This is a genomic window from Vibrio sp. STUT-A16, from assembly GCF_026000495.1.
GTDB lineage: Bacteria > Pseudomonadota > Gammaproteobacteria > Enterobacterales > Vibrionaceae > Vibrio > Vibrio diabolicus.
Genome location: NZ_AP026765.1, coordinates 2,723,538 through 2,748,951 on the forward strand (window position 1 = coordinate 2,723,538; position 25,414 = coordinate 2,748,951).

Annotated in this window: 22 protein-coding genes; 11 read left to right on the plus strand and 11 right to left on the minus strand. The window is 45.8% G+C overall.

Features of this window, described 5'->3' with window-relative positions:
* Positions 1–303: 303 nt before the first annotated feature.
* A complete protein-coding gene (glyA, locus tag OO778_RS13005; protein WP_005391333.1) occupies positions 304–1,554 on the minus strand; it encodes a serine hydroxymethyltransferase in 1,251 nt (416 codons plus the stop codon).
* A 347-nt stretch (positions 1,555–1,901) separates the two neighbouring features.
* On the opposite strand from glyA, the gene OO778_RS13010 reads away from it, so the two are divergent.
* From OO778_RS13010 to OO778_RS13020, 3 genes are all read left to right on the plus strand, one after another.
* A complete protein-coding gene (locus tag OO778_RS13010) occupies positions 1,902–2,504 on the plus strand; it encodes a YitT family protein (protein ID WP_031780204.1) in 603 nt (200 codons plus the stop codon).
* Between the two features lie 90 nt (positions 2,505–2,594).
* A complete protein-coding gene (locus tag OO778_RS13015) occupies positions 2,595–4,115 on the plus strand; it encodes a winged helix-turn-helix domain-containing protein (RefSeq protein ID WP_005391337.1) in 1,521 nt (506 codons plus the stop codon).
* A gap of 131 nt (positions 4,116–4,246) precedes the next feature.
* A complete protein-coding gene (locus OO778_RS13020; RefSeq protein WP_074190982.1) occupies positions 4,247–5,146 on the plus strand; it encodes a hypothetical protein in 900 nt (299 codons plus the stop codon).
* Positions 5,147–5,250: 104 nt separating this feature from the next.
* Here OO778_RS13020 and treC read toward each other — a convergent pair whose 3' ends face one another.
* From treC to gmhB, 4 genes are all read right to left on the minus strand, one after another.
* Positions 5,251–6,936, minus strand: coding sequence for an alpha,alpha-phosphotrehalase (gene treC, locus OO778_RS13025; protein ID WP_264909943.1), 1,686 nt, complete (start codon positions 6,934–6,936; stop codon positions 5,251–5,253).
* Positions 6,937–7,023: 87 nt separating this feature from the next.
* Positions 7,024–8,448 (minus strand): PTS trehalose transporter subunit IIBC, encoded by a 1,425-nt coding sequence (gene treB / locus OO778_RS13030; RefSeq protein WP_264909944.1) that lies wholly within the window; start codon positions 8,446–8,448, stop codon positions 7,024–7,026.
* A 178-nt stretch (positions 8,449–8,626) separates the two neighbouring features.
* Positions 8,627–9,574 (minus strand): trehalose operon repressor TreR, encoded by a 948-nt coding sequence (treR, locus tag OO778_RS13035; protein ID WP_074190980.1) that lies wholly within the window; start codon positions 9,572–9,574, stop codon positions 8,627–8,629.
* Between the two features lie 103 nt (positions 9,575–9,677).
* Positions 9,678–10,229 (minus strand): D-glycero-beta-D-manno-heptose 1,7-bisphosphate 7-phosphatase, encoded by a 552-nt coding sequence (gene gmhB, locus OO778_RS13040; RefSeq protein WP_048626100.1) that lies wholly within the window; start codon positions 10,227–10,229, stop codon positions 9,678–9,680.
* A gap of 341 nt (positions 10,230–10,570) precedes the next feature.
* Between gmhB and metN the strand changes: the two genes are divergently transcribed.
* Genes metN through OO778_RS13055 form a run of 3 tightly spaced genes read left to right on the plus strand, consistent with a single transcriptional unit; the run spans position 10,571 to position 13,114 of the window.
* Entirely contained in the window at positions 10,571–11,605 is a 1,035-nt protein-coding gene (metN, locus tag OO778_RS13045; RefSeq protein ID WP_005391353.1) for a methionine ABC transporter ATP-binding protein MetN, read from the plus strand.
* Positions 11,595–12,272, plus strand: coding sequence for a methionine ABC transporter permease (locus tag OO778_RS13050; protein WP_005391355.1), 678 nt, complete (start codon positions 11,595–11,597; stop codon positions 12,270–12,272). The genes metN and OO778_RS13050 overlap by 11 nt, the downstream gene beginning before the upstream one ends.
* A gap of 32 nt (positions 12,273–12,304) precedes the next feature.
* A complete protein-coding gene (locus OO778_RS13055) occupies positions 12,305–13,114 on the plus strand; it encodes a MetQ/NlpA family lipoprotein (RefSeq protein ID WP_005391357.1) in 810 nt (269 codons plus the stop codon).
* Between the two features lie 113 nt (positions 13,115–13,227).
* On the opposite strand, the gene OO778_RS13060 is transcribed toward OO778_RS13055, so the two are convergent.
* Positions 13,228–14,004, minus strand: a complete 777-nt coding sequence (locus OO778_RS13060) for a Zn-ribbon-containing protein (protein ID WP_048626099.1) — start codon at positions 14,002–14,004, stop codon at positions 13,228–13,230.
* 2 nt (positions 14,005–14,006) lie between these two features.
* On the minus strand, positions 14,007–14,552 hold the full coding sequence (syd, locus tag OO778_RS13065; RefSeq protein WP_053808745.1) for a SecY-interacting protein: 546 nt from the start codon (positions 14,550–14,552) through the stop codon (positions 14,007–14,009).
* 108 nt (positions 14,553–14,660) lie between these two features.
* Between syd and queF the strand changes: the two genes are divergently transcribed.
* The 5 genes from queF to xni all read left to right on the plus strand — a co-directional run bounded on the left by queF (position 14,661) and on the right by xni (position 22,126).
* Positions 14,661–15,506: an NADPH-dependent 7-cyano-7-deazaguanine reductase QueF gene (queF, locus tag OO778_RS13070; protein WP_264909945.1), complete on the plus strand. Its 846-nt coding sequence runs from the start codon at positions 14,661–14,663 to the stop codon at positions 15,504–15,506.
* A 165-nt stretch (positions 15,507–15,671) separates the two neighbouring features.
* Positions 15,672–17,954 carry a hypothetical protein gene (locus tag OO778_RS13075; RefSeq protein ID WP_005391368.1) on the plus strand — a complete coding sequence of 761 codons (2,283 nt, stop codon included), beginning with the start codon at positions 15,672–15,674 and terminating at the stop codon, positions 17,952–17,954.
* 98 nt (positions 17,955–18,052) lie between these two features.
* A complete protein-coding gene (locus OO778_RS13080) occupies positions 18,053–19,618 on the plus strand; it encodes a GGDEF domain-containing protein (protein WP_074190978.1) in 1,566 nt (521 codons plus the stop codon).
* 290 nt (positions 19,619–19,908) lie between these two features.
* The gene (gene ppnN / locus OO778_RS13085; RefSeq protein ID WP_074190977.1) at positions 19,909–21,285 is read left to right on the plus strand and encodes a nucleotide 5'-monophosphate nucleosidase PpnN; all 1,377 of its coding nucleotides are present in this window, start codon (positions 19,909–19,911) and stop codon (positions 21,283–21,285) included.
* 58 nt (positions 21,286–21,343) lie between these two features.
* The gene (gene xni / locus OO778_RS13090; RefSeq protein WP_074190976.1) at positions 21,344–22,126 is read left to right on the plus strand and encodes a flap endonuclease Xni; all 783 of its coding nucleotides are present in this window, start codon (positions 21,344–21,346) and stop codon (positions 22,124–22,126) included.
* A 108-nt stretch (positions 22,127–22,234) separates the two neighbouring features.
* Here xni and rlmM read toward each other — a convergent pair whose 3' ends face one another.
* From rlmM to OO778_RS13110, 4 genes are read right to left on the minus strand one after another with little or no spacing between them, the layout of a single operon-like run.
* Positions 22,235–23,326 carry a 23S rRNA (cytidine(2498)-2'-O)-methyltransferase RlmM gene (gene rlmM / locus OO778_RS13095; protein ID WP_005391375.1) on the minus strand — a complete coding sequence of 364 codons (1,092 nt, stop codon included), beginning with the start codon at positions 23,324–23,326 and terminating at the stop codon, positions 22,235–22,237.
* Positions 23,323–23,721, minus strand: coding sequence for a DUF423 domain-containing protein (locus OO778_RS13100; protein WP_074190975.1), 399 nt, complete (start codon positions 23,719–23,721; stop codon positions 23,323–23,325). Before OO778_RS13100 ends, rlmM begins: the two co-directional genes overlap by 4 nt.
* Positions 23,711–24,334 carry an alpha/beta fold hydrolase gene (locus OO778_RS13105; protein ID WP_074190974.1) on the minus strand — a complete coding sequence of 208 codons (624 nt, stop codon included), beginning with the start codon at positions 24,332–24,334 and terminating at the stop codon, positions 23,711–23,713. The genes OO778_RS13100 and OO778_RS13105 overlap by 11 nt, the downstream gene beginning before the upstream one ends.
* Complete coding sequence (locus OO778_RS13110; RefSeq protein WP_005391378.1) at positions 24,315–25,235, minus strand: transcriptional regulator GcvA; 921 nt, start codon at positions 25,233–25,235, stop codon at positions 24,315–24,317. Before OO778_RS13110 ends, OO778_RS13105 begins: the two co-directional genes overlap by 20 nt.
* Between the last annotated feature and the right edge of the window lie 179 nt (positions 25,236–25,414).

A 25,414-nucleotide genomic window follows, 5' to 3' on the forward strand; every position in this document is an offset into this window, starting at 1 on the left:
GATTTTTAGGGAAACTCTGAGTAAAAGAGTGTGCCTCAACAATATTCCTGATCTCGCCTAGGCTCGTCGGAATGACGTGGTTTGGATATATTGAAAAGGGACAGTGTTGGTAGCCATCTCCTTATCACACACTCTTCGCTATATCTCATTCCAAACGCCAGACAAACAAAAAGGCCCTCAATTGAGGACCTTTAGTATATCAATGTTCAAAATAGATGAGTCGAGTTCTAGGAGAACACACGGAGTTTGCGCGAGCAAGTGAGTATGTTCGACACCGAAATTGACTCATTCTATGAAGAATAGTTAGGCGTAAACCGGTAGACGCTTACAAATTTCGAGCACTTTCTGTTTAGTCGCTTCGATAACTTCTTCGTTGCCGATGTTATCTAGAACGTCACACATCCAGTTTGCTAGCTCTTTTGCGTCTTCTTCAGTGAAGCCACGACGAGTGATCGCTGGCGTACCTACACGAATACCAGACGTTACGAATGGGCTGCGTGGGTCATTTGGTACTGAGTTTTTGTTCACTGTGATGTTTGCTGCACCTAGTGCCGCGTCTGCATCTTTACCAGTGATGTCTTTGTCGATCAGGTCCACAAGGAACAAGTGGTTTTCTGTGCCGTTAGATACGATTTTGTAGCCACGCTCTTGGAATTGACCAACCATTGCTTTTGCGTTTTTCACTACGCGAGCTTGGTAAGCTTTGAACTCTGGCTCCATCGCTTCTTTGAACGCTACTGCTTTACCAGCGATAACGTGCATTAGAGGGCCACCTTGACCACCAGGGAACACTGCTGAGTTCAATTTCTTGTACATATCTTCGCCAGCATTTGACAAGATAAGACCACCGCGAGGACCTGCTAGTGTTTTGTGTGTTGTTGTTGTTACTACGTGAGCGTGTGGAACAGGTGTTGGGTATTCGCCTGCTGCGATAAGACCCGCTACGTGCGCCATATCAACGAAAAGGTAAGCATCTACTTTGTCAGCGATTTCACGCATGCGCTTCCAATCAACGATTTGCGAGTAAGCAGAGAAACCACCGATGATCATCTTAGGCTTGTGCTCAAGCGCTAGCTGTTCCATCTCGTCGTAGTTGATTTGACCCGCTTCATCGATACCGTAAGGGATAACGTTGTAGTGCTTACCAGAGAAGTTTACTGGAGAACCGTGAGTCAGGTGACCACCGTGCGCTAGGCTCATGCCTAGAACTGTATCGCCTGGGTTAAGAAGCGCCATGTAAACCGCGCTGTTTGCTTGAGAACCTGAGTGAGGCTGTACGTTCGCGTATTCACAACCGAACAGTTTGCATGCACGGTCGATAGCAAGTTGTTCCGCTTTATCTACGTACTCACAACCGCCGTAGTAACGCTTGCCTGGGTAGCCTTCAGCGTATTTGTTCGTTAGCTGAGAACCTTGCGCTTCCATTACACGTGGGCTTGTGTAGTTTTCAGAAGCGATAAGTTCAATGTGTTCTTCCTGGCGAAGAGTTTCTTCCTGGATAGCTGCGAACAGTTCCGCATCGTAATCTGCGATGTTCATATCACGCTTAAGCATCTGTATCTCCTGACTCAGATTAGTACTGAAAGTTGCAAAAAAACTGTTGAATGACCCTACGCAAACGTTTTCGTCACCCTAATGGCGCGCATTCTACATAATTTGATCTGGGTCATAAAGAGAAATTTACAATTTTTCTCATGCAGTTTTTTCATGATGGCAAGCAATCTGTATCACGCCCGCATTGCAATTGCATAACGACGATCTATTGCCTGTCAATTTTGTGCTTTACACCCTGTAAAACAGCAATTACATAGGTTTACCGTAAATTTTACCCTCTAGCTACCGAAAAGATCATCTTTTTACTACTATGCACGCCTTATTTATCACTAATGACTGCAACATTGATGGAAAAACACTCATTAAAAGAAGACTGGATAGCGATTCTCACGGGTACTTTTTTGGTAGCTCAAGGCGTTTTCTTTCTCCAATCCGCAAACCTCCTAACAGGGGGGACGACAGGATTGGCTCTGCTTATTAGCCAATTTACACCTTTTACGTTTGGTGTGCTGTACTTTTTAGCAAACAGTCCCTTTTACTTGCTAGCATGGAAACGCTTCGGCCGTCATTTCGCCATTAATAGTGCCATTTCTGGCGCTTTGGTTTCTATCTTTGCCGATCATCTTTATTTGCTAATCTCGCTCGAATCGGTAAATGAAGTTTATTGTGCCGTCGCAGGTGGGCTTTTAATGGGACTCGGTATGCTGATCTTGTTCCGACATCGCTCCAGCTTAGGTGGCTTTAACGTGCTGTGTTTATTTATTCAGGACAAATTTGGCATTTCAGTTGGCAAAAGCCAAATGGCAATCGATGCGTGCATCCTGTTTGCGTCATTCTTCTTTGTCACTCCAGAAGTAATTGGTCTTTCGATTTTGGGCGCGTTTGCACTGAATGTCGTGTTAGCGATGAACCACAAGCCTCATCGCTATTCCGTGACCTACGGTTCATAAACTTTTGATGATAATTGGAGCGCAATTTATAAGATTTCGCGCTCCAATCGCTATATAATATTTCGCCATTTCCAAATAACGCGGTGCGGTATGCGCGATTTTTTGCAACAAGCCAAACAAACTCACAGTTGTATTGCGATTGGCGAGTTGGTCTATAATCCGAAGACACAAACTCTTCATCAAGACACTGTCGCGATTGATCTCGAACCTCGTACCATTGAGTTATTAGAGCTGCTGCTAACAAGCGTGGGACATCCGCTCTCTGCCGATACCATTATCGAAACCATTTGGCAGAGCAAATTCATCTCTAAGAATGTACTCACTAACCGCATTAGCACCTTACGTGCGCTGCTACAACAGCATCTCCCCGAGTACGATGCGACTAAGCTCTTGGTCACTTATCCTCGCAAAGGTTACTTTCTAAACCCAGCGAATATCCGTTTAGTGCCACCAGCGAAAAACCATCGACGTGCTATTACAGCTCAAGTTGAGAACCGTAAGAACATCAAGCTGATTTTGGCTTATAGCTTATGTGCCGTACTTGTGGTTTGTAGCGTGACGCTCGCAAGCTTGTTATGGCAACGCCAAGAGATTTCAACGCAGCAAACGCGTCATCAGTTACTTATCCCCAAAGTCGAGTTGCTGCTCAACCGTGTCGATGCAATCGGCTCTCAGGCGCGAAAATACCGCATACTGGTCAAAGCCGTCTTACTGCAACAACAGGTCGAATATCCATACACCGACATCGCCAACCAAGACGCTCCCAGTTACTTTCTTGATCCTATCGGTCATACGCCGTATTTCCCTGGCGCGCGAAACATGCAGACCAGTGATTACGAACTCAACATAGAGTTAAAAGACGGCGCAGAGCAAGGCACCTTGAAAGCGCAGATGAACCTTATTTATCCTGCGACAGGAAAGCTGGCGTTTCGCAACGAATACACACTGCGCTTATCCGACCTACAATCGGATATCTTCCAAATTCACTCAGATGTCGCGCAATACTTCAACTTGCCTGCACCTTCGGCAAGCACATGGCAGCTGTCAGACGTTCACCAAAAAATGCTGTTTGAGAATGTCTTTTCTAACCAACCTCTCCAACAAGCTGATGAGTTTGCAGCGATCACAACCGCAAGGCATCTCGCTTTGTACGAGCAAGAACCTCAAAAGCTGGAGGCGTATTTGACGCAAGTGCAGTCGTCGTTCGATGTTTTGCCAGATGAGCTAAGCCTCTGGTTGGGCGTATTGCATTTCAAACTAGGTAACCTAGACCGAGCAAAAGTTCTGCTGACCACTCCAGATGGCGACTCACGTATTCAAAACGCGCTGATTTATACGTTTGTGTCTCACATCGCTTATAAACAAAACAAACTCGAACAGTTCCGTCTCAACTACATGGAATCACTGGTGGCACTGCTGCGCGTTTTACCTTCCGAGACATTGTTTGAACGTCTTTCTCAATCTGAATCGAAAGAAACTTGCCTTCAACCATGGAAAACGTTGCATGTCAGTTTGACCGATCAAGAAATTATCAGCCGATGGAAAGCGCTCATCAACGAGTATTGCACCAACGTAGCTAACGAAATAAGCCCAAATAAAACAAAGACCTAAATATAAAATTAAGCTTTCGTTAAGCCCTATTAGCTTTTGTTTTTTGCCCTTTTTAGCTCACTAAACTTAGCATGCTCGCATTCAAGCAACGGCCCAACATGAAACGGCCTAATCAATCAGGAATGTAAACCATGCTAAACAAAATGACGCTTATCGCAGCAGCAACTCTGGCTCTTTACGGCTGTGGCGGTGGTTCATCTTCTGGCAGTGCTAATCCAAACAAAGTGCCTCAAGAAAGTTTCGACATCGCGATTCAAAACTCAATCTTCGCTCCCACGCCAAGCACACAACTAAACTACGCGTTTAGCCTGGATGGCCAACCTGAAGGCGAGATGAAACTGAGTTTCCAAGCGATGGATAACGAGCAATTGTTGGCAGCATTGGCACAAATCCCAAACAGCGAAGCAATGGTCCAGTTGGTTAATGACTTGGTGAACTACGGCGCCAAACAGTTCTACTATTCTGACGAACAGTACAACGATGATGAAGAGGGCAATACGCTTTATTTTGCAGGCTCTGATGGCGCACTTCATGAAGTCACCGACGCTTATTCCATTAACCAGCAGTTTGTTGCCATTCTGATGCACAGCAGCCCTATTTTCCGTCTCAACGGTGACGACGTAAAAGAGAAAAGCCCGAATATTGACACCGGTGAAGAAACTATATCTCTGCAAACCACTCTAACAGGCTACGCAGTTCACAACCTACTAGACAGTTTTGAAGAGCATGAGTGGGTGCAAAACCTGCCAATGACAGCATCTTGCCAAGTGGTTTGGCAGCAGCAAATCCGAGAGACTGGCGTACGTAAAACGTTCTCAATTTCAAGCAAGAAAATTGAAGCGGCGTACCTGACGGAAGAGAATACTTACAACCTAAACTGCGATGATATGGACTCAATGGAGTTCGCCACTTCGGCAGAACGTTGGTTTAACCCGAGCTTAGGTCTGATTGAGCAAATCGAACTGCTAAAAGTACAACAAGTACAAGTCAATGAAGAGAAAGTGCTGCTAACAGCGATTGAAACAAAATAAGCTCGCATCTTTTAGAGATACGGCATCTCAATAAAAGAAGGCTTTGGGGAGCACACCAAAGCCTTCATCTCGAACATCAATCCTAGGGGTGATGACACCCGAGTTTATTCTTCTATCAATAAAATACGAGTTTCGTAAGGTCGCAACACTTGATGGTTTGACGCGACTGCGCTCGCTGAGTTTTGATAGTTGGATAGCAAGTTTTTCGCTTTACTCAGTTCAAAACGTTCTGGCAGAACACATTCCACCTCTTCAGCGTAGTAGTTATTGATACACAGCAGCGTTTGTTTGTCGTTCTGGCGAGCGTAAGCAAAAATACGTTGATGCTCTGGCAGTAAATCTTCATAACGACCATCGGTGATCACCGAAACCTGTTTACGTAGCTCAATCAAACGTTTATAGAAATAGAACACCGAGTTCAAATCGGCAACCGCAGCTTCTGCGTTGATTTCAGAGTAGTTCTGCGCCACTTCAAGCCACGGTGTGCCTTCGGTAAAACCGGCGTGCTTTTGGCTGTTCCATTGCATTGGCGTACGTGAGTTATCACGCGACTTCTGCGCCAAAATCGCCATCATCTCCTCGTGTGATACACCATCGCGGTTAACCATGATGTCGTACATGTTGGTGCTTTCTACGTCGCGGTACTGGCTGATCTCAGTGTAACCTGGGTTGGTCATACCAATCTCTTCACCTTGGTAAACATAAGGTGTGCCTTGCATCATGTGTACAGACGCCGCCAGCATCTTGGCAGATTCAACGCGGTATTGTTTATCATCGCCTAAGCGGCTTACCACACGAGGTTGATCGTGGTTACACCAGAACAGCGCGCCCCACCCTTTGCCATTTAAGCCCGTTTGCCAATGGTTGAAAATCTGCTTTAACTGAATGAAATCAAATGGCGCTTTGGTCCATTTTTCACCATTAGGATAATCGACTTTCAGATGATGAAAGTTGAACACCATGGATAGCTCTTTGCCGTCTAGCGAAGAATATTGCTGGCAGTGCTCTAGCGTGGTCGAAGACATTTCTCCCACCGTCACGCTGCCGTACTTTTGAAACACGGCTGCGCTGATTTCTTGCAGATATTCGTGCACGCGAGGACCATCAGTATAGAAACGGCGGCCATCGCCAATATCATCGCTTGGGAAATCTTGTTGTTTAGAAATCAGGTTGATGACGTCGAGACGGAAACCATCCACGCCTTTGTCTGCCCAGAAGCTGATGACTTCTTTGACTTCTTCACGCACTACTGGGTTTTCCCAGTTCAAATCCGCCTGCTCTTTAGCAAAAAGGTGCAAGTAGTACTGCCCTGTCGCTTCATCCAATTCCCAAGCATTGCCTCCAAACTTCGATTGCCAGTTGTTGGGCTCTACGCCATCAACCGGATCTTTCCAGATGTAGTAATCACGGTAAGGGCTGTTTTTATCACCTAACGCAGATTGGAACCACTTGTGTTCTGTCGAAGTATGGTTGACCACGATGTCCATGATGATTCGAATGCCCAACTGATGAGCCTCTGCCAACAGGGTATCGAAATCTTGCATCGTGCCGAACTCGGGGTTGATCGCGTAGTAATCGGAGATGTCATAACCGTTGTCGATCATTGGCGATTGGTAAACCGGCGTCAGCCAAATCGCATCCACACCGAGGTGTTTTAGATAATCCAGTTTAGAAATGATCCCTTTAATATCGCCCGTGCCTTTACTGCCGCTGTCACAAAAGCTTTTTGGGTAAATTTGATAGATGGTTGCGGTTTTCCACCAGCTCTCATCATGCTTGGTCATAGCCATTTCTAACACTCACTTACCAGTAATCGGAAACTTAAAATTTGAAAAGAAAAATAGGAGGAGGCAGCCAAGTCACTGCCTCAAATTGAATTACGCGTTTGCCGCCTCAAGCTCACCTTTCGCTTGTGCACGCTTATAAAGAAGTAACGTTAATGCAGCGGGTACCACCATCGCGACCAACATCGCCAGAACAAAGATGCCCCAGAACTGCGGCTGGATAGATAAGATGCCCGGCAAGCCGCCCACACCGATACCGTTCGCCATGACGCCCGCACTACCACAGATAGCAGCAGCACATGCACTACCGATCATCGCACTCAACATTGGGAACTTGTATTTCAAGTTGATGCCGTACATCGCCGGCTCTGTTACGCCAAGGTAGGCAGAAATCGCCGCAGGCACTGAGATTTCACGCTCATCCTGCTTTTTACTGATGATAATGATGCCAACCACTGCCGATGCTTGAGCAATGTTCGATAGTGCAATCAAAGGCCAAATCGGCGTGCCACCCAATTCTTGCATCAACTGCAAGTCAACGGCGTTGGTTGTGTGGTGGATACCTGTTATCACAAGTGGCGCGTATAAGAAGCCGAAGATAGTTGAACCAATCATCGCGAAGTCACCCGTCATAGCTGCTTTTGCTGCGAAAGCAACGCCGTCACCCAACATACGACCGAATGGGCCAATGATAGAGTGCGCAAGAATCACAGACACAATGATAGAAACAAACGGCACTACTACTAGGTAAAGGTAAGACGGAATGATGCGTTTTAAGCGTGTTTCGATAAACGCTAGTGCGATACCTGCTAACATCGCGGGAATCACCTGCGCTTGGTAACCGACTTTCTCAATCGCAAACAACCCAAAGTCCCACACTTCAGGTACTTGCTTACCAATCAGGTAGGCGTTCATTAACTGCGGCGAAACCAATGTCACACCAAGCGTTATACCCAGAATCGGTGTACCACCGAGCTTTTTCACGGTCGACCAACACACACCAACGGGTAGGAAGAAGAAAATTGCTTCACCAATTAACCATAGGAATGAATGAACAGTCGCCCAAAACTGACTGATTTCCGTTAGGGTTTGACCATCAAACATTTTGATGTCGCCAATCACATTACGGAAACCAAGAATCAAACCACCAGTAATGATCGCAGGCAACAGTGGTACAAAGATTTCTGCAAGGTGGGAAATACCACGCTCAACGATATTCATATTTTGACGAGCAGCATTCTTGGATTCGTCTTTGCTCGCTTCACTTTTACCGCTTAGCTCGATCAGTACTTTGTAAACCTCATCAACTTCAGTGCCGATGACGACTTGGAATTGACCTGCGTTGGTAAAACAGCCCTTCACCATCGGTAATGCTTCTAACTGTTTTGTGTCTGCTTTGTCCGTATCGTTTAGAACAAAACGCAAGCGAGTTAAACAGTGGCTTACACTGGCAATATTGTCCGGCCCCCCGACCAGCTCAATAAGACGCTCCACGTCTTTACGCGCAATCTTACTCATAACTTTGTCCACCCTGTATTGGATACATTCGATTCATCATTTTATTTTTTTATAAATGGGAACATTCCCATTTCTTAATTTTAATATTGCCATTCAAAGACAAAAAACAAAATGGGAACAGTCCCATTAATTGAGAATGATCACAGTATAATTTTAGAGCAAACCGTTGTAGTGTGGATTAGCGGCAAATAGGTTGTTGAGTGAAGTGAACGACTTCTTCATCGCCATTTAATTGATTAATCAGCATTTTAGCGGACTTTTCCCCCGCAAGGGTATAACCTGGATCGACACTAAATACTTTAGGGAAAAGGAAAGAAAGCAACTCGTTACCACCCACGCCTGTCACGACCACGTCTTCACGACCTAACTCTTGAAGACGCTTGATTACGCCCAATGCAATGGTATCGCTGGCACACACAATGGCTTGCGTGTCTGCATTGAGAACGTGGTCCACCAGCTGATAAGCACTTTCATGGCTAAGCTTACCGGTTTGGAAACAAGGCGTAAGTTGCTTGCGTTGACACCACGATTTATAAGCATTTAGACGAGCTAAGCCAGTGGTTTTGTCTTCAGGATCAACACCAATATAAGCAATGCGAGATAAAGATTGCTGCTCAAGGTGAGACAAAGCCATGTCTATCACGCCTTGGTTATCATAATTGATGGAAGAGACGTTATCGGTATCCATCGCGATCACGACGATACGATTCCCCCACTCCGCCAATGCTTGCTCATCACATCCAGTAAAGCCAAACACGATCACCCCATCGACATTGCGACGTTTAAGCACATCCAAATGCTCATTAGTTTTATCGCGATCGAATTGGCTCTCCATGATCACCACGTCGTACCCTGCTGAGTACAAAGCGTTGAGCATGGTCCCAACAGCGCGGTTTTCTGATGGTGAATCTAAACGAGAGATGATCACGCCGATCACCTTTTGACTGCCACCGCGCATCGACTGCGCAGACTTTGATGGGACGTAGCCTGATTCACGAATGATTTGCTCTACTTTCTCTCGCGTTTGAGGTTTCACTTTTGGATCGTTGGTAAGCACACGGCTTACTGTTGATTTGCCAACGCCTGCCAATTTCGCGATATCAAGAATGGTGAGTTTTTTGCTCATAAGTGATCAAACTAGAATGGATGAATGCTTAGGTGACTGAACTTTAACAGTAATAAGAGAAAAGGGAAGCAAACGCTTCCCTTAAATATGCGAATTGTGCAGATTATTTCTTTAAATATGCAGGCACGTCAGCAACACTATCAAGCACAACCGTTGCTAATGCTTCACCTTGCTCAGTAACAGGCTTACCTGTGCGCACCAAAATCTTGGTGCCAACGCCTGCGGCTTCTGCTGCCATCATGTCTTCGGCTTTATCACCAATCATCACAGATTTTTCCATGTCGATTTTCAAGAAGTCGCGAGCAGAGATAAACATACCAGGTTTAGGCTTGCGGCAATCACAATCCTGCTTGTAATCGCCAATGCCATGTTCAGGGTGATGTGGACAGTAGTAGATACCATCAAACTCAACACCATGATCAACAAAGTTCCAGTCCATCCATTGAGTCAGAGACAAGAAACGGTCTTCACTGAATTTACCACGTGCGATGCCCGATTGATTCGTCACTAGCACTAAGAGGTAACCTTGATCTTTCAGCGCTTTCGTCGCTTCAAACACACCATCAATGTACTCAAAATCATGTTCGTCATGAACGTAGCCGTGGTCAACGTTTATCACGCCATCACGATCGATAAAAACAGCAGGTTTTGCCAAAACGTATTTCTCTATTAACTCGGTTTAATCAGATTATTACATACCTTATAAACTTCAACACTATCTAATTCATTCTAGGCCTCGACAAAACAGTTGATTTGTTGGGCAAGAATCGGTAATTCTGAGGGGGCTCTCCACTTATCTTCTCCTCGTAACTTACTCCTCATTCTCTTCAAAACAGAACACCCATACATTTAGACGTCTAGACGTAAAAATATCTATTGACTTCATTCTGGTTAACCCATAGCATCAACTGAGAAGTGAGATAAAGCTCAACATTAAGTTCTGTCAAAGGCCGTTTTTGACAGCGAAGTTCCCCGTATCTTTGGGCAGGTTGAAACATGATAGAAATAAAAAACGTCAATAAAGTGTTCTACCAAGGCAGTAAGGAAATCCTTGCCCTGAAAGACATTAACCTACACATCGCCAAGGGCACCATCTTCGGTGTTATCGGTTCATCTGGTGCTGGTAAAAGTACGCTGATCCGCTGCGTAAACATGTTAGAAGCACCAACATCTGGCTCCATCATCGTTGATGGCATTGATTTAACAAAACTCAGCAAAAAGCAGTTGGTCGAAACGCGCCGTAACATCGGCATGATCTTTCAGCATTTTAATCTGCTCTCGTCTCGTACTGTGTTTGATAACGTGGCGCTACCACTGGAACTGGCAGGCAAAGACAAATCGCAAATCACAACAAAAGTCACTGAGTTACTAAAACTTGTTGGCTTAGCCGACAAACACGAAAGCTATCCGTCCAACCTAAGTGGCGGTCAAAAACAACGTGTGGCGATTGCTCGCGCATTGGCATCCGATCCAAGCGTACTACTGTGTGACGAAGCCACTAGCGCACTGGATCCTGCAACGACTCAATCTATCCTTGAGCTATTGAAAGAGATCAACCGCAAACTCAACATCACGATTCTACTGATTACCCACGAAATGGAAGTGGTAAAAAGCATCTGTCACGAAGTGGCGATCATCGGTGGTGGTGAGTTGGTGGAGAAAGGCACCGTTGGCGATATTTTCGCGCACCCTAAAACGGAGCTGGCGCACCAATTCATTCGCTCAACGCTGGATCTATCCATTCCTGAAGATTACCAAGCACGTCTGCAAGCAGAGCGTGTTGATGGCAGCTACCCGTTGGTTCGCTTAGAGTTTACTGGCGCAACCGTCGATGCACCATTAATGTCGCAAATTTCTCGTAAATACAATATTGATGTGAGTATTTTGAGCTCCGATCTTGATTACGCTGGCGGCGTGAAATTCGGCATGATGGTCGCAGAGCTATTTGGTAACGAAGAAGATGACAACGCAGCATTGGAATACCTGCGTAAGCACAACGTAAAAGTAGAGGTACTTGGTTATGTCCTTTAATACAATTTCTGAATGGCTGAGTTTAAACAGCAAACTACTTTTAGGTGCAACGTGGGAAACGCTTTACATGGTTGCGGTTGCCGGATTAGTCGGCTTTGCCGTGGGTATTCCATTAGGCGTAATCCTCCATATTACTAAGAAAGGCGGCCTACTTGAAAACACCAAACTAAATAGCAGCTTAGGCGCTGTCGTTAACATTGGTCGTTCTGTGCCATTCCTCGTCCTGATGGTTGCGATTATTCCAGTGACAAAAATGCTAGTTGGAACCTTTATCGGTACAACCGCAGCAATCGTCCCACTGACTATTGGTGCCATTCCGTTTGTTGCACGTCTTATTGAAGGTGCTTTGTTAGAGGTACCAACAGGCTTGGTGGAAGCGGCGCAATCAATGGGGGCGACACCAACACAGATCATCACAAAAGTTCTACTACCTGAAGCAATGCCGACTATTGTTAACTCAGTAACGATCACCTTAGTCACTCTCGTTAGCTACTCGGCCATGGCGGGAACGGTAGGCGGCGGCGGCCTCGGCGACGTAGCCATCCGTTACGGTTTCCACCGCTACGATGTAACTATCATGGCCGTGACTGTCGTGATGTTGATTGTTCTAGTACAGATTATTCAGTCTATCGGTGACGCAGTGGTGCGCCGTGTAGACCACAGATAAGCATTGAAAATACAAATTATAAGGAGATAAAGATGAAATTTAGCCTTAAAGGTCTTTTGACTGTAGCAACAGCCGCTTCTGCTCTTGTTCTAGCGGGTTGTGGCGACAAAGAAGTAGACGTAAATAAAGTAAAAGTTGGCGTTATTGCTGGTGCTGAAGCACAAGTTGCCGAAGTGGCAGCTAAAGTAGCAAAAGAAAAGTACAACCTAGACGTTGAGTTAGTAACATTTACCGATTACGTAACGCCAAATGCCGCTCTGGATGATGGTTCAGTAGACGCGAATGCGTTCCAACATAAACCATACCTAGACCAACAAGTGAAAGACCGCGGCTACAAACTGGCTATCGCGGGTAACTCATTCGTTTACCCTATTGCTGGTTACTCTAAGCAAGTGAAGTCAATCGATGAAATCCAAGATGGCGCACGCATCGCAGTACCAAACGATCCAACAAACCTAGGTCGCTCACTACTGCTTCTTGAGCAACAAGGTTTGATTACACTACGTGATGGCGTTGGTCTACTCGCTACAGTACGTGACATCGTAGGCAACCCTAAAAATATCGAAATCATTGAGTTAGAAGCGCCACAACTTCCACGTTCATTGGATGACGTAACGCTATCTATCATCAACACCACTTACGCAAGCTCTATCGACCTATCGCCAGAGCGTGACGGCGTGTTCGTTGAAGATAAAGACTCACCATACGTAAACCTAATTGTTGCTCGCGAAGAAAATGTTAATGCGCAAAACGTACAAAACTTCGTAAAAGCTTACCAAACGGAAGAAGTTTACGAAGCGGCAAAAGAGCTATTCAAAGGCGGAGTAGTGAAAGGTTGGTAATCCCACTTTTCTAAACCATACTGAAAATAATAGTCTGAGCATAAAAAAGGGCTGATGTGAAAACATCAGCCCTTTTTATTTCTCTATCTAACCATTTAACTAACCTCAATTAGTTACTTTAGGTGGTCCCAAGAGATATTCGACACGATTCGGCAGTCATCACACTTAAAGTGAAATATGTCATGTAGTGGCTCATCGAGTAGCCACTCTCCACCGCATTTGGGGCACTTGCGCGCTTTCTCGCTCTCCAGCGACTGACCGCCCACGCGATACTGGTAATAGTATGTTGGAACCTTGGTGATGTATTCGATACGACCTCGCAAATCCCAACCTCTGCGGAACAACACGCTGTCTACATCGCAAATCTCGTGCAGCGCCGCATGCTCTGCACGGCACCCGCCAGCCATTTGGATTTCATCGCACGCTTGCCATTCTGTCTGCCATTTGATGACGGCTTTATGGTCACCATTTAGCGTCGGCTCATTGCGATACAAAGGAATCGGCAACAACGTTTCCCCACTGCGCAATGGCGAACACGTATGAACATAAGTCGTGTACAACACTTGCCAGCTAGGTGTCTCTTCTTCGGCCGCTTGTTCTGAATTTAAATCACGGCCAAGCATACGCATTTTCGGTGCAAGCAAAGACGCGTCTGACAAACGGTTCATGCACACTTTGACAAAATCTGAGTGATAACGTGGATGCAAACTGTCTTGCTCTGGGCAAACGACACGAACATAAAACTCGCCATCTCCCATCACTATCGGGAATTCACGGCCTAGTACTTGGCCGTTGTAACGCAACGCATCCATCAAGCCATTAATGGCTTTGTCTACCGCGCTGACGGTGGTGTTATCAAAACACTCAAACTGCAACTCAACAACGTACATATTTAGACAGCGGCCTCTAACTTGCTCAAGAACTCAGCCAATGAATCCGCCAGCACATCGCGTTTAGACGTACCTAAACGCTCTAAAATCACATTACCAGTGAGGTTACAAATCGAGATCACATCCATTTCCTCATCTGTCGCCGCGATAAATACCGTTGGTTTAAGTTTCAGGCGACGTTGCGTCACCAAATGACCAAGAATATTTTCTTGTAGGCGCACAAAATCATCATCGCTCCACACTTGCAGCAGCGTCAACGAATTACCTTGCCAAGTTGCCTCCATATCGGCGCTGTATTGAGAACCATAAAAGGCTTTTACATCATCTTGCAGTGACAACTCAATCGCATTTTCCACATTAGTGAAATCGGCCATTTCATCACGTGCGACCGCTTTCCAAAGCACCTTTCCATCACGCTTCTCTTCGACACAAGGAGAAACAAGATCTGCAAGCTCTTCACTGCTTGGCAACTCATTATATTTAGCTTGCCAAGCTTGTTGGTAGCGCAGGCTGAACTCTTGTAGCGCCTGAGTAACGTTTTGGGTCATGAAGGTCTCCTCATTCCTTATTTATCAGATAGCCGTGTTTGCCGGATGGCAATTGACCAGCGGATTCAGTAAAATTCTCGCCATTCTAATCGAAAACGACCACAAAGTATGAGCAAATATTCTGACGCTAAAGAGCTTGCTGGCCTAACACTAGGTAAAAAGACCGAGTATGCGAACCAATACGACCCAAGCTTGCTGCAACCAGTTCCTCGTAGCCTAAACCGAGATGACCTTCAGTTAGGCGACAGCCTTCCTTTTATGGGCCACGACATTTGGACGCTGTACGAGCTCTCTTGGTTAAATAGTAAAGGCTTACCACAAGTGGCCGTTGGCGAAGTATACATTCCAGCCACCAGTGCAAACTTGATTGAGTCGAAGTCTTTCAAACTGTACTTAAACAGCTACAACCAAACCCGCTTTGCAAGCTGGGAAGAAGTTGAAGAGCGTTTAACGCAAGACCTATCTGAATGTGCCGGTGAAAAGGTGTTGGTCGAGGTGAACCCGGTTACTCACTACACCAATCAGCCTATTATGACAATGGAAGGCGAATGCATTGATGACCAAGACATTGACATCACCAGTTACGATTTTGATGCCGATTTGCTTGAAGGCGCAGCAGGTGAAGAGCAAGTGGAAGAAATCCTACATAGCCACCTATTGAAGTCAAACTGTTTGATCACCAATCAACCCGACTGGGGCAGTGTAGAAATTCGCTACCAAGGTGCGAAAATAGATCGCGAGAAACTGCTGCGTTACTTGGTATCTTTCCGCGAGCACAACGAATTTCACGAACAATGTGTTGAGCGTATTTTTACGGATCTAATGAAATACTGCCAACCAAGCAAACTGACCGTATTCGCCCGCTACACGCGCCGTGGTGGCTTGGACATCAACCCGTACCGCTCAACGGAACAAGACAAGCCAGATCACAACCACCGCATGGCTCGTCAGTAATCACGTTAGTGACAGAAATAAGTTCGGTAATCTAAAGGGTTACCGGACGTTTTTATTGTCCAAGCATGTTACTATATCAAATGGCTTCAACCTGCATTTAAGGGGCTTGTTGAGGTCTTTTACCGTTATCCGCCATATCTAAAAACAGTTCGAGGGAACGAAAGGATGTTTTGGGACAGTTCGCGTCTATTCAAGTTGATTGGCTTTCTTTGCTTGCTGTTTGTACAGCCGCTTCATGCGACCATTTTATCGTCCGCGTTACTCAACGAAGCACAACAATTGGCAGAAATAGAGCCATCACAAGCAAAACAAGCGGCAACCAACTACTTGTCACAACGTGAGCTAACGGAACGCAAAGAGAGTGACAGCCCTTCTGCGATGTCTCGTGACGAGACCGATCGTAGCGTTCGCACACCAAGCAGCACCATCGAAGCACACAAGATTATCGCTCAGGCAGACTACGCCATGGGTAACGTTCGTTCGGCTATCGAACACCTAAACAAAGCCGAGCGCTTAGCGCAAGAATATCAATTGCCGTACATGGATTTAGATCTCCAGCTGATGCGCAACCAAATGATTTGGATGTACGACAAAAACTACTCAAAAGCGGAAGACACGCTTAACCAAATTGAGCAGCAACTCGATGAAGCTGATGCGGTATTGCAACGTACCGACAGCGTTCGCTATCGATTAGTGATGCAAAGAGCGCTCCTCGCTTCACATAGTGGCGATCTGATTAAAGCGGAAAGTTTGTATTCTCAAGCCAAAACTATGCTTGAAGACAGCCGATCTGACTTAGCCTTGATCGACTATTACACAGCCGTCGGCGAGTTTTATCTGAATAGCAAGAAATACAATTTGGCTTTGTCGGAACTGCTTTACGGTTATTGGCAATCTATTGAGAGTGACAGTGGCGCAAGGTTAGCAAAAGTTAATCGCCTGTTGGCGAGACTCTTCCAAGAGCGTCGAGTTTACGACAAAGCGATCGAATACTTATCTCAAGCCGCAGACTTCTATGACTCCTACCCTAGCTCTCCCATCCTAGCGGATGTCCTTGAGCAAATGGGTGACATTTATTTTTACCAAGGCAAGTTTAACCTTGCCTTAGTGCACTACTTCAACGTGCTGGACCATGAAAGCACCAGTAAGAACATTAATCGGATCATTAAGATTCGCTTAAGCTTAGCGGCTACCTATCTGCAACTCTACAACTACGCGCTAGCTGAACAATACCTAGACCGTTCTAAAGAGCTTTTAGAATACACTGACATTCCTAAGCTTGAAGCAAAGGCAGCGTTGCTTCAGTCAGGCTTGGCTTATCATCAAAACGACAGTAAAAACGTCATTACCAATGCAAAGCTGGCGTTAGCACTTGCTGAAAAGTCACCTGAAAATAACAACTTCATTAAGCAGCAGTCTTACCGCTTACTCGGGCTTGGTTACGAACAGGCAGGCGAATACCAACTTTCTCTGCAGGCTTATAAGAAATACACCAACCTTGTGCGTTTAGAGCAAAAGCAGCTCAACCAAATCAGTGAGGATGCATTCCGCCAACAAAAAGAGTTTGCTGAACAAACCATCCATTACATCGGTCAATCGGAACGCCTTGAGCAAGTGGAAAGGGAACACCGCAAATTCCAGAAAATCTCATTCGCATTGTTTATTACTGTGTTGGTGATGTTTTTGTTCATTATGCGCCGCGGCGTGATCATGCAGCGCCAAGCAAGTGAAATCGAAAAACTGCGTAATGATCTCTTCACTCACTCTCGTTCCCGTTTGCGTAACTTGCGTATGCTGAACGTTAAGCTGTCTCGCTCATTGAAAAAGTCGAGCGAAACTTTCGAGCAATGGCAAATGGGCGAATTGATCCACGAGCCACTTAACGATCGCCTGCGCTTTGTCATGATCGACTTGCCATTCCTACGAAGCATGTACGTCCATAACGGCTATAAGGCTGGTCTAGAACTAGAACGTGCATTTGGCGACTTCCTTGCGGAAAAAATAGAAAAACCGTCGCGTCTTTACCATTTCTCCGATGCAAACCTACTCTACATAGAACCGAACGCTGACCGTGATGCTTCTGCCGAAGTCATGTTCGAGAAATTCCAGACTTGGGTAGATGAGTTCGCTCAGCAGCACAACGTCAACCGTATTATTCGCATGGGTATCAGCGATTATCCGTTCTTACCACGAGCCTACACTGCAATTAACGACGAGGAATTACTCGATCTATTGCTGCTTGCGACTCACATTGCGCGAGAAGTCAGCTTGAAGGATAAGCAAAGCCACTGGGTTTTCTTGAAAGCCATCGATAACGCACCCGCCGCGAGCTTTGCAACGGGTAACATAAGAACCGCCTGTCAGCATGCCATTAGCCAAGGCCTGATTAAGATCCATTCGTCCTACAAGAATGAGGACGACATCAAGAAAATATTAAAAAATGGATAATTAAACGCCTGTTAGACATAATAACTAATGACGCTATAACGTTTTTTGTTATTATCGGATAATTGTCAGTAGTACATGGACTTAACCGTAGTCACTTCATGGGAATCTTGGAATCCGATATTCAGTCGCAGCTTCATCAGCTGAGTTGTCAACTTGACCAACTCAGACTGACACATCGTGATACTTCACTCAAATTCAAACGTGAACAACAAGTTCTTAAACGCGTTGTGGCATCATTGTCTTCAGCTTGCCAGGGTTCGAATACCCAGGTATCCAATTACCTGTTTGAAATCCAACAAGAGCTGCAACATCAAAAAGATATCAGTACTCTTATCCCACGTTTAGCGGTATTAGAGAGAATGCTCAAACAGCAGTCGAAGACGATGGACAAACAGAACGGCTACCTAGACGAACAAATCAAACACAGTGGTGAAACACTCCAACGTGTCACAGGTTTACCTGCGCAGTTAAAACGTGAACTACGGAACTTAATGAGTTTCTCAGAAGCTCATGCCAGTAATAAAGCCGATCAAGCCACTAAGCTACTGAGCATTTACGAACGCGCTCTGAAAATCATCACTTCCAACTCGCGTTTGCATCTCAGTGAGTTTGAGAATAATCCTGATAAGTCTCAACTTGAGTGCTTAGCCAGCGATCTACAACATACCATCACCGAGCTGGATTTTGAGGGAGAAACGGGAGATAGGTTGCTCGATATTCGGGCTAAGCTGCTTCTTGGCGTGAGTGCAGAGTCTCTCATTGAGCTTACTCTCTCAACGCTGAAATTGGTTGTCGAAGCAACAAAGTTCGAGCGCGAAGCTTCTAGCCAATTTCTTGAGCAACTGAACACCTCTCTCGCAAGTAACCTAAAAACCGTTCATCAGAACGTCGACCAACATCATACCTACTTTGAGCACCGCCAAGAGCTCAACACAGAAATGAACAGTCTGGTTGAATTGAGTCAACTATCGCTCGACCAAGCTCAAGATCTAGCGGATGTAAAAAAAGAAATCGCCCCGTTACTTGCGAAAATGGCGTCGCTGACAGAGCGACTTAAAATGACGGAAGAACGAGAACAAGCGCTGCAAGAGCGTTTGAATTACAGTAAGAACCAGCTCGAAGCCGTGTTTGAAACCACCCAAGATCATCGTCGACGCTTAGATGACCAAGCTCAACGCATGTTGCTCGACCCTCTGACTAAAGTCTATAACCGCACCGCATTTAATGATCGACTAGAGCTAGAGTATCGCCGTTGGATTCGCTCTCAACAGAACCTGCGTGTAGTGTTGTTTGACGTTGATAACTTCAAAGCGGTGAATGACAGCTATGGCTATACGGCTGGTGATAAAGCGTTGAAGATCATCGCTCGCACCATTAATAAACGCGTATCAGAAACTGAGACGGTAGCTCGCTTTGGTGGCGAAGAGTTTATTTTACTCGTTCCAGAACAATCTGAAGAATACACACTGGATCTCATTAAACATATCCAGCGTGATATTAGCCAATTACCATTTAAGTTCCGTGAGCAAAATATCATGATCACCCTAGCGGCTGTGTCGACCTCTTTTAAAGAGTCCGATACGCCAGAGTATGTACTCGATCGACTCAGCAAGATGCTTGCAGACGCTAAAAAACGTGGAACAAATCAACTTAACTGGAGCTAGATTTCGTACAAAAAGCGAACAAACAAACCAGAATTGGCGCAATTTACGCTTTATAACCACCCATTTTCAACGAGTTATCACATTTCTTCCCTTTCAGTCTGCTAAGCTGTAAAAACCCAAGTCACTTCAAGATGATGCATTTACAGAACGCGAATGTACCATCTTGAGGTTGCTTGGGAGTCAATAACCATAAAACCAAATCGGCCAACTGCCTTTCATCAAACCATACGTATAACCCAAAAAGGTGAGTTGGTACTTTCCCTCAAAATAATGCAACACAAGGAGGCGTTATGATTACCCATATAAGCCCCGCTGGTAGCATGGACTTGCTATCTCAATTAGAAGTAGAGCGCTTAAAGAACACGGCCTCGAGTGAACTTTATCAACTGTACCGCAACTGCACGTTAGCGGTGTTGAACTCCGGCAGTCATACCGATAACTCGAAAGAGCTACTCGATAAACACCAGTCGTTTGATGTCAACGTAGTGCGCCGCGAGCGTGGTATTAAGCTTGAGCTGACTAACCCGCCTGAACACGCCTTTGTCGATGGCGAGATAATTAAAGGTATCCAAGAGCATCTGTTCTCCGTGTTACGCGATATCGTTTATGTCAATATGCATTTAGCAGACGCACAACGACTCAACCTGACGAACCCAATTCACATCACTAACCTCGTGTTCGGTATTCTGCGTAATGCCAGAGCACTCACACCAGGTATCGAGCCAAACCTCGTCATATGTTGGGGCGGTCACTCTATCAATGGCGTGGAATATCAATACACACGTGAAGTCGGTAACGAGCTTGGCTTGCGTGAACTTAATATCTGCACGGGTTGTGGCCCTGGGGCGATGGAAGGGCCAATGAAAGGTGCCGCTATCGGACATGCGAAGCAGCGTTATACTCAGCAACGTTATCTTGGTTTAACCGAGCCTTCGATTATTGCAGCCGAGCCACCAAACCCAATCGTGAATGAGCTGGTTATCATGCCAGACATCGAAAAGCGTTTGGAAGCCTTTGTGCGTATGGCGCATGGCATTGTAATTTTCCCTGGTGGTCCGGGTACTGCAGAAGAGTTGCTGTATATTCTTGGCATTATGATGCATCCAGACAACGCCGATCAGCCAATGCCTATCGTGTTAACTGGACCAAAAGAGAGTGAAGAGTACTTCCGCTCTATCGACGAGTTTGTTCGCGATACACTTGGCGAAGAAGGTCAAAAGCATTACGAGATCGTCATTGACGATCCGGCAGAAGTGGCACGCATCATGAAGCGCTCCATGGACTCTGTACGCCTTCACCGAAAAGAAAAAGGCGATGCTTATAGCTTTAACTGGTCATTAAAAATCGAGCCTAACTTCCAGTTACCATTCGATCCAACTCATGAGTCGATGGAGCAATTGGATTTAAGCTTAGATCAAGAACCTCAAGTCTTAGCGGCCAACCTGCGTCAAGCTTTCTCCGGTATCGTGGCTGGTAACGTCAAAGCCGAAGGCATTCGAGAAATCGAACGTCGAGGCCCTTTCACCATTCACGGTGATCCTGTGCTAATGAAAAAGCTCGATAAGTTACTACAAGACTTTGTCGAACAACACCGAATGAAATTACCTGGCGGTTCGGACTACGAACCGTGTTATCGCATCGCTCACCCAGAAATTGGTGGTCGATAGTCAGGCTAGCATTCGTTACACTAGGGGCATTACGCCCCTTTTTTATTGCTAAGTCATTATGTCTATTCATCTTGTTATTATTGATGCCCTAAACCTGATCCGCCGTGTTCACTCTGCACAACCGGATCCAACCGACATAGCAAGAACCATCACCACGACACAAAGAACCCTCACTCACATTCTGTCAGAAGCCAGCCCGACACACATCATCGCGGTTTTCGATCACCATGAACAAGACAGAGGATGGCGAGCTGAGATTCTCCCAGACTATAAGCAAAATCGAAAACCAATGCCGGAACCACTGATGCAAGGTCTAGATGCGATTCAGCAAGCATGGTGGGAACAAGGTATTGATTCATTGCTTTCTGAAGGCGATGAAGCGGACGACTTGGTTGCTACTCTCGCGACGAAAGTGGCCAGTCATGGTGAAAAAGTCACCATCGTTTCTACGGATAAAGGCTACTGTCAGCTGCTTTCTCCTACCCTACAGATCCGTGATTACTTCCAACATCGTTGGTTAGATGAACCGTTTATCGAAAAAGAGTTCGGCGTAAAACCGAGCCAACTGGCCGATTATTGGGGGTTAACGGGGATCAGCTCTAGCCAAGTGCCGGGGGTTCCGGGCATTGGACCAAAAGCGGCGAAAGAGATTCTTACTCAGTTTGAGAATATTGAAGCAGCCTACGCCAGTGAAGACCTCGCACCAAAATACCGTAAAAAATTAGACGAGCACATTGAGTCTGCACGCTTATGTAAACGCGTCGCGGCTTTAAAGTGCGACATTGAACTCGGCTTTAACTTACAGGACATTCGCTTTACAGGACCAAATAAAGCGGAATAGTGTCTGATGATGGTTTCAAACCATAAAGCTCTCAGACAATAAAAAAGCGCCATTTGAAGGCGCTTTTTTCTATTCTCGGGACTATCCCCAAATGACTCGGAGATAGAATTAGTACGGCGAAATGTTCGATAGACACTGGATATGAATCGTGATCTCTTCACGATCATGATACAAATGCTTAGCTTGTAGTCTGAACTTTACCTTATTATCAATCAGGAACTGCTTCAGGTTTTCAAGGTCTTGCAGCACCTCGTCATAGCGGCCTTTCATTGGCAGCTTAAGGTTAAAGATTGCCTCTTTCGCCCAACCTTTTAACAGCCACTGGCCCATAAGGTGAGCAACACGAGCTGGCTTTTCTACCATGTCACAAACAATCCATGTTACGTTCTTACGGTCTGGTTCGAATTTAAAACCATCCACCATATGATGCTTGATCTGGCCAGTTTCCATCAAGCTGTCTGCCATCATGCCGTTATCGACACAGTGAACGAACATCGAGCGCTTCACCAGTTGGTACGTCCAACCGCCTGGACATGCCCCTAAATCGACCCCCCACATTCCTGGAGCCAAACGCTCATCCCACTCTTCACGTGGAATAAAGACGTGAAATGCTTCTTCCAGTTTAAGCGTTGAACGACTTGGGGCGTCTGCTGGGAACTTAAGGCGAGGAATACCCATGAAGAACTGAGAGTTATTGTCTGTGTAAGAATAACCGACATAACAGTGGCCAGGCTCCACAAAACAAATGTGCAGCACTGGCTTCTTCGCGTTGTCTTTGTTCAACATTAAACCTTTACCGCGCAACGCTTGACGCATTGGGACAGTAAATTTACGGCAGAATTTCAGTAGCTCTTTCGCTTCATTCGTATCCGGAGTTTCAATTCTCAAATCCCCACAGCGAGGAAACGCTTCAATGTCTGCTAGCTCATTCAAAATTGGGCTAATGCGGTCATCACTTGGCAGCGATTGAAACTCAGCCGCTACCGCAAACATTTGGCGAGCGAAGATTAACGACTTAAAGTCCAAACCTCTCGCAAGTTTGTCCGCATCTCCATCTTGGTAACACTCGAAGACAACATAACCTGAGTTTCTCTTCACACGAGGGAAGCCATACACTTCCAACTGTGTCGCTTTGTCCTGAATTTCACCAGCACACTCTTTCTCAAAGCCAGAACGGCAATAGAGCATTAGTTGTTTCACTTGGAGACCTCTTTGATATTGAACGCAGCAAAAAAGAACAGACACCAACCAATCATGAACAGCAATCCTCCCATTGGAGTAATCGGCCCAAACCACTTAATGCCTGTCAGCGCCAGTGCGTAAAGACTGCCGCTAAAACAAAAGATGCCGATGATAAAGCAAATCGCTGCAATGAAAAAATATTTTTGTGCTTTTTGTCCCAAATTCAATAGCAATAAAACCGCACAAAACACAATCGCCAACGTGTGAATAAATTGGTACAACACTCCGGTCTCAAATACGCTAAGTAAATACGGAGCTAGCTGAGCTTTTAGCCCATGTGCAGCAAAGGCTCCTAGAGCGACAGAAACCAGCCCAGACAGACCAGAAAATGAGAGTAACCACTTACTTTTCACGGTGCACCTCTTTGATAAACGCCGCTAACTGCTCTACCGCGAGATCGATGTTACCCGCCTCGGTATGGCCTGAGCTCTTGCGCGGTTTAAAGCTGTGGTCACCATCGGGTAAAAAACTCACCTTAACTTGCGATGAAAGGACAAAGTCATCGAACTCCTCACGCTTACCAAAGGTGTCTCGCTCCCCTTGTAGAATCAGCGTAGGTTTCTCGATATTCGCTAAGTGATCGCCTTTGAACTTTTCTGGCTTTCCCGGAGGGTGAAAGGGAAACCCTAAACAGGCAATGCCCGCCACCAGCTCATTTTCAGCCAGTAAACTCGACATGCGACCACCCATTGACTTACCACCAATGACAATAGGTTGAGAGGTAAAGTGAGCAATCACTTCTTCATAGGCTTCAAGCAGTTTTGGCGCACGATCTGGTGGGCGCTTTTTCCCATCTTCCGCTCGCTTAATCATATACGGGAAGTTAAATCGCACCACGCGAATTCCTTGCTCAACTAATCCTTTGGCAACGGCGGCCATGAAATCATGTTCCATCCCCGCTCCAGCGCCATGGGCAAAGATAAATAGAGGACCGCTTTCAGGTCCCTCAACTATCCATTGGCTCATCTAATACTTCCTCTTGCTCTTTTCTCGCGGTCGCTAACATCCAGTCTCTAAACGTTGCGATTCGGCCCATATCTGCCTGCTGTTCATGACACACCACGTAGAATGCATTCTTGGAGATCAACACCTCGTCGAATGGCGCGATGAGTCGTCCAGCTTCCATTTCTGGCTTGGCGAGTACGTTGTTACCAAGCGCGACCCCCTGACCATGCGCAGCAGCCTGTAGCACCATCGTCGAGTGACTGAAAATAGGACCGTGGTTTACATTGATACCTTCGATGTTGTAATGACGCGCAAACTGCTTCCAGTCTTTACGCGAAGTATCATGTAACAAAGTGTGTAATTTGAGGTCACTTAGAGATTCTAATGGTTTGTTGCCTAAAAGTAACGAAGGTGAACAAAGTGGGATCAGAAACTCTTGGTACAATTTATCCGCTCGCAAACCCGGCCAATTCCCACGGCCATAGTAGATAGCCACATCTACATCATCAGTCAGTGAACCTTCATCCATATCCACAGCTTTAATACGTACATCGATATCTGGCTCTTGAGCATTAAAGTCGGCCAAACGAGGCACCAACCATTGGATAGCAAAACTCGGCGGTAGACTGATCGTCAATGCCCCTTTTTCACTACGTTCCAATACCTTATCTGTCGCCTCGGCAATCGAGGTGAAAATATCTTTGATGTCGAGAAAGTAACTTTGTCCTTCTTCTGTCAACAATAGCGAACGATTACGGCGACGAAAGAGCTTCAACGATAAGAACTCTTCGAGTGCTTTAATCTGGTGACTGACCGCGGCTTGAGTAACAAACAACTCTTCTGCCGCTCGCGTAAAACTGAGATGACGAGCAGCCGCTTCGAAGACTCGAAGCGAATTTAACGGAGGCAATCTGCGAGACATATGGGACCTCAAATAGGATTAGTTTTTTTAATCTGAAACATTATAAAATGTCCGTTGTCGAACAGCCAGATAAATTCTATATTTCACCCCGCAACACGAGCCTGAACGGCTTGATTTCTTTGGAAATCAATTGGCTTCGTTGTTGCGATGTTGTGTTTGCAAACTCGTATTTCGAGTTA